Genomic DNA, 5,944 nt, shown 5'->3' on the forward strand with positions numbered 1-5,944 from the left:
ATCCTAGTGAGCCACTTAAATATTCTTGAACCACCATCAATTTAAATTCTTCATTATATTTAGTTATAAAAAATCACCCCAAAAGTTAGTTTTTTTACTCTAACTTTTGGGGTGCAGTACCCAATCGCGCCCGATTGTGGAATACTCGATAATGCAAAACAATATTATTTATTTTATCCTAATAATTTTCAATGACTCCTCCAAGCGAAGAAGCTTTAATGATAGGATTCTCTAGGATTTCTTTTAATTCATCCTTCGTTCCATAAACGACCACCCCTAATATTTCTACATCCTCTAACTTGATATCTTTCATCTTGTTAAAAGCATTCTGGTGATCAGGGGAAATACTCATTTGCAGTAAATCTAAAAATTGTTCATACTCACTGTCTAAATCATGGAGTGAAATATAAGGCGTATTTATTGAGAAACCTAGTGCATCTTTTTCTCTAATAAATGTTGAAGACCAATCGTTTTCTTTTGCCTCTTTTTGAAACTTGTTTAACTGTTCACTACTATAAGTGTCTATCCAAAACCATGTCATTTCAGGAAGTTGTATAAAAAGTTCATTTGGTTTGTAAGGCTGATCAAATGAAAGTGCTACCTCATAAACTTTGTCTCCCTGCATACCGTTAATTAACTGTTCATCATCTTTATATTGTTTATAAGGTACATTGGGGTGGAAAAATAGCATTTCTCTCCACCCATTTTCTTTATAGCTAAATTGCCAATCTTCACCTGTAATTCCCACGTTTCCACCTGAACTTCTTGAAGTTAAAACAGATGGGATTAGACCAAATGAATATTGTTTTTGTTCAATAACGACCGATTTAATTTTAAAATCCTTTGAAATTTCATAGTTGCTTATTCCACCTAATACCCCCCTTGAATCCACGGTTTCACTTATGTATCCATTAGGAGTGCTGAGACGGACATATGCATCCCATTGATTAAAAGCCTTTTGGCTAAAATGTGATGAAATAGCTAAATTAGCTATGTTCAAGATTACAAATACCACTAAAGAAACAAAAATAGTTATAATGATCGTCTTCATTTTTCCTCTTCTTACTGCCTTCTTGATTTTCTTTTCATCAAAAAGATAAAGATCGTCTGAAAAATCATTCATGTAGATTCCTCCACTTCTTTTGAAATTCTTTCCTTGCCCGAAATAAATATGTCCTAATCGTTTCTTCCTTCATTCCTAGTAATAAAGCAATCTCTTTATAACTAAGTCCAAGCTCGTATTTTAATAGTAAGAGCTGCTTATAGATTTCTTGAATGCTTTCTAAAATAAGTGAAATTTCTTGATTCATTTCGATATTTATAACGCTCAATTCAGTATCATGGTCATTTGCAAAATTATTCCAGAAGCGATGTTCATCAATCGAAATAGCTCTTTCTATCCCTTTTTTCTTTAAACACTTTTTAAATTCATTCATTGCAATGGTAAAAATATAAGAAAGAGCTTTCTCTGAAGGAACACCACTACTATAAGCGATAAATTTCGTATAACTCTCTTGAACAATATCTTCTGCATCTTCATGACTACAACCGTTCTTTTTTAAATAGTAATAAATCATTTTTGCTTGTTTATTGTATATATCCAACAATAGATGAGAATTCATAGCTCCTCCTTTCAAAGTCTTCATTAATAAAGAGTCCATTTTCGTAAAAAGGTTTACAGCAAAGCTGGAAATAGTTTTAAAAATACGGAATGCCTGTGTTAGAGTTAGGGACAATAAAAACTGAATTGGTTTATGTAATGGCTAATTCTCATTTAAGGATACTCTTTTTGCTAAAATAAAAAAGCTACCCTTCCTTTTGAAAAATAGCCCCCGATTGTGGAATAAAGAAATACTCTACAAAATAGTTTTTTTATCTTCAAATGCTCTATTTTAAACTGTCTCGGCTGGAGTAATAGCTTCCCATTGATTAAATAAACCAACACTCATTAAATGGTTCTAAATTCTTCTCCATGATTATAATCTTCTCCCCTCCACCAAAAAAGGACCTTAATATCGTTTGGTCCAAAGTGAATGATACGATCTCAGCAGCTAAAGATAAATGGAATGAGTTCGCTAATGACGAATCAACAAAAGGGTTAGTCGATTCATTTACAAATTTTGTATCAGAACTATGGGATTGGGTTCTTTCAACTTTCACAACAGAAGAGTAAAAGGTACGCTAAAAAATTCCAGTCTTTATTTTAGAACGAATACAATTTTGAAGGTATTAGTAGTTGTTTTCAGCCTTTTTTGCATTCGAAATCCATAGGGAAAATTAGCGAATATTAGTTTTTTACACCTCCAAAGTCTTGCTCAGAAGTATTTGACATTTAATAGATTTTCATTGCAAAATTATATATATAATGGATAATTATTACAAATATACTTGTAATAAAAAAACAACAAAGGAGCATTGGAAATGAAAAAATTAATTTACACAGCAGGTTTTGCCCTTGGTCTATCCCTCGCGGGTATCAGCTCTTCCGCTTTTGCTTCGGAAGGTGTAGACTCTTCGACTAACAATGTTTTGGTAGAGCAGAACGCTTTGTTTGAAAAAGCGAATGAAAATTTGTTAGAGCCGAAAAACTCCGTTAAACGAAGTTTAGGAACTGACCATCCAACTCCCTATTCTCAAATCACTACATATTCAGATGGCTCAGCAAGCGGAGTTGATTTTAGTGAAGCCACATTCTACGATGAAGCAGGAAATGTAATTGAACCACCAATGGATAGCGATACAGATTTAATAACGCCTCTTTCAGACGGTACTTCTGGAGGAACCTGGAGCAGCGGATCAGGATACAATTGTGCAAAAGGAGTAAAAGTGTCAGGCTGGTATTCTTACCCTAGTATCGAAATGAATTTTAAGGCCGTTGTAATAGACGATGTAGTGATGAATCTTCGCAGTGAGTTCATCGAGTGTTTTTACTTAATTAAAGTCTACTTCATCTTTAAAATGCCGAAAAAAGATTCCTGGGGCGCATTGTCCCAACACTTTCCTTGGCGTGACATCAATTGCTCTAAGTTATGTCCTTTAAAATAAAATCTCGGGCTTCTAAATCCTTCTGTTCCTTCTCTACTCGCTTGTCAAGCGCCTTTATAAAGCTGTAAGTTCCTCAACATTCTGGCCCTATTTCTGAAAAAGGTAACAATTCCTCTTCAAGAATTGCGACCGATTCTTCAGGATTGTTCTTCTACAAAGCCCCTCTTGTTAGTAGTTGAATAAGAACTCCTATAATTAGAATATCAACTCTTATACCCCATTTTAAAAAAAACAACTAAATCGTTGATCTCAAAAAAAATATTTTAAATTCTTCTTCAACGAATGGAAAATGGTTACTGTAATCGAAGGTTTTTAATACTGCATTAGGCATTAATTCTACCTTTTCCTCAGCAAATTCGTATGGACACTGAGCATAATGTCTTCCTCCATAGATGTAAGCCTTTAAAGTTACTTCCGGTAATTGTGGACGTAAATCATAAGAAGGCAATTCCTCATATCAAAAATAATCCAAACGTTTCGATACTGTTTTTCCGCTATTTGGATGGTTAATCATTTTTTCGTAACTTTCCTCAGAAAACAAAGACATCAACGACCATTCTTTATTACCTGCTCTTCGCAAATTACCTCTCGAATCATATTCACTATATAAATGAGTAACACATAGTGGTTGTCCCTTCCCACTTTTAAAAATTTCAAACATTCCCCTTGATGTTTCAATAAAATGTTACTGCACATATTTGGCACACTTCCATTTATTGTAATTTAATAATATCCCATATATTTTTTATTTATCAATGAGATTATGATATTTCTAAAGCTTCAATTATATGGCCCGATTGCTGAAAAAAGCACAATCCAATTCAAGAATTGTGCCCGATTATTGAATAACGATTTGTTTTAAAACGAATTTTAGTTCCTTTTTCTGAAAGCTTTTGTTAATATCTATTTTCCATGCCAAAAATTCCTGTAGAGAAAACTGTAATCCTTTTTATTATTTAATATTTACATCAAAAACATACGAGATATTCCCTTCATTCCATTTTGCATTTACTTCATAAATATAATATCCCTCATTTGTAGGTAGGGTGATTTCGCTTTCTCTAATATCTATAGATTTAACGGACCCGTCTTCACTTTCCTCGTTTATTTTTAACGAAAGAGGGCTTCCATCAATTTCAATTTTTAATTTTGTACCTTTCTCCAACTCTAACGTATCAAATTCATCCGCTAACCCTTTTTTATCTAAATTGCTTTTTTTATTTGCTTCAAAATCCTCTTCAACCCACTCGAAATCTCCTATTATCATTGTATATTCTTTATTATCGCTAACAATTTTGCCTTCCACAGGTTCAAACGTATCAAAAGAAGATAAAACATTACAACCAGATATATAAATAACTGACAATATCAAAATAAGAATTTTTTTCATACTTCTTCCTCCCATATATCACTATAAGTACTTTAGTAAATGTATAATTCATTTTATCAAAAAATAACTATTAACTTTAAACTGTATTAAATATATTACAATCTATTACAATCGCAATATATTATTGTATAATTTTGTCATATAATATAGGAGGTTGGTTATGAGAAAATTATTTTTTGGCTTTCTCTTAGTGGGAGGCAGTTTTTTATTTTATGATGAGGCAGATGCAGCCGAATTAAGTAATTCTACTGAAGAACAACAAGTAGCACAAACTGAATCAGAAGTAGAAACGATTTATTTTACTGAAGATCAAGATATTTTAATAACTGATGATGTCATTATTAGAAGAATCTCTGATTCACCAAGTGTCGAAATGGCTAATTTATCATTGAAAAGCAACTATAATAATACAGGTATTTCTCTTCTAGGCGCTGGAGAATGGGACCTAATTGGCGACGAATTTGTTGGAAGTAAATCTAGTATTTATCCATCCCATGGCGGAGATTACCGCGTAACTATTGTTCAATCTAAGTTTGGTCCCTATCTATACTCTTTAAGAGAACATGATCCTTTACTTGATACGACTGTAAAAAATTTCAAATTTTCTGGTGCTGGTTTTTATGAAATGATATTCCCTGATATTTCAGGATATTGTGACGGGGATAATGGCCAAGCTGAATTTTTCATTTATAAGTCTACTATGCAATCTACAAAAGACTTAATTACTTTTTGGGATTAATTAAAATATTAATAGATACAATTCTATTATTGTTTTATAAAAATAAGAAGAGGCTTACTTTTATATATTTGAGTAAGCTTCTTTTAACATTAAAGAAAGGAGTTCTATTAAAATTATAAGAAGAAATACTCGCTTAAAGTGTATGAATAAATCTAGTTATGAATATGCGTTCCTTAACAAACGAGCTAGAATGTTGACATCAAGATGATAATTATTCCCTTTACTTGTTGAACTAAAGCAACTGTTAGTTTACATAAAAAAAGTATATATCTGACTAAGTTGCTTACAATTCTTTCAAAATCCAGGACCTGCCATGATATAAATTAAAACAAACAGGAACATAATTAAAGATACTATAAAAATTTCTCTTCTATTAATGTTACTTGCTTTTCTATTTTTATTAATTATCTTCCTATAATTCCCTTGAATTTCCCTTTTTTTTTGATTTTTTTCTTCTAAGTTCATTACACCCGCTCCTTTTCATCTAATACTCTTGTTTACTATTTCCCCTAAAAATTTCAATACAATATTTAGATTCTTAAACTAATCTACTCCATTATTTAACTATATTCGATACAATCTCAACCTTAACATTAACATAATTATACAAGCCATTTACTGAGTCTTATACCACAATCTGGCCCTTTAATTGAATAAAGCACTTTCCTTATTCAAGGAGGTACTGCACCCCAAAAGTTAGAGTAAAAAAACTAACTTTTGGGGTGATTTTTTATAACTAAATATAATGAAGAATTTAAATTGATGGTGGT

7 protein-coding genes are annotated in these 5,944 nt (G+C 31.8%); 3 read left to right on the forward strand and 4 right to left on the reverse strand.

Annotated features, from left to right (window positions below; all coding sequences use genetic code 11):
- Positions 1-178: 178 nt before the first annotated feature.
- Together EC501_RS18030 and EC501_RS18035 are read right to left on the reverse strand one after the other, a co-directional pair.
- Positions 179-1,123, reverse strand: a complete 945-nt coding sequence (locus tag EC501_RS18030; protein WP_122973722.1) for an anti sigma factor C-terminal domain-containing protein — start codon at positions 1,121-1,123, stop codon at positions 179-181.
- Positions 1,116-1,622 carry an RNA polymerase sigma factor gene (locus EC501_RS18035; protein WP_122973723.1) on the reverse strand — a complete coding sequence of 169 codons (507 nt, stop codon included), beginning with the start codon at positions 1,620-1,622 and terminating at the stop codon, positions 1,116-1,118. Before EC501_RS18035 ends, EC501_RS18030 begins: the two co-directional genes overlap by 8 nt.
- Positions 1,623-2,029: 407 nt before the next feature.
- Between EC501_RS18035 and EC501_RS18460 the strand changes: the two genes are divergently transcribed.
- Both EC501_RS18460 and EC501_RS18045 read left to right on the forward strand, forming a co-directional pair.
- Positions 2,030-2,173, forward strand: coding sequence for a hypothetical protein (locus EC501_RS18460; protein ID WP_158599745.1), 144 nt, complete (start codon positions 2,030-2,032; stop codon positions 2,171-2,173).
- Between the two features lie 248 nt (positions 2,174-2,421).
- A complete protein-coding gene (locus EC501_RS18045) occupies positions 2,422-3,045 on the forward strand; it encodes a hypothetical protein (protein ID WP_122973725.1) in 624 nt (207 codons plus the stop codon).
- Between the two features lie 952 nt (positions 3,046-3,997).
- Here the strand turns inward: EC501_RS18045 and EC501_RS18055 are convergent.
- Positions 3,998-4,435: a hypothetical protein gene (locus EC501_RS18055; protein WP_122973726.1), complete on the reverse strand. Its 438-nt coding sequence runs from the start codon at positions 4,433-4,435 to the stop codon at positions 3,998-4,000.
- Between the two features lie 154 nt (positions 4,436-4,589).
- On the opposite strand from EC501_RS18055, the gene EC501_RS18060 reads away from it, so the two are divergent.
- A complete protein-coding gene (locus EC501_RS18060) occupies positions 4,590-5,174 on the forward strand; it encodes a hypothetical protein (protein ID WP_158599746.1) in 585 nt (194 codons plus the stop codon).
- A 294-nt stretch (positions 5,175-5,468) separates the two neighbouring features.
- Here the strand turns inward: EC501_RS18060 and EC501_RS18465 are convergent, their stop codons facing one another.
- Complete coding sequence (locus EC501_RS18465) at positions 5,469-5,639, reverse strand: hypothetical protein (protein ID WP_158599747.1); 171 nt, start codon at positions 5,637-5,639, stop codon at positions 5,469-5,471.
- Positions 5,640-5,944 lie beyond the last annotated feature (305 nt).

This window comes from Lysinibacillus halotolerans (assembly GCF_003711845.1).
GTDB lineage: Bacteria > Bacillota > Bacilli > Bacillales_A > Planococcaceae > Ureibacillus > Ureibacillus halotolerans.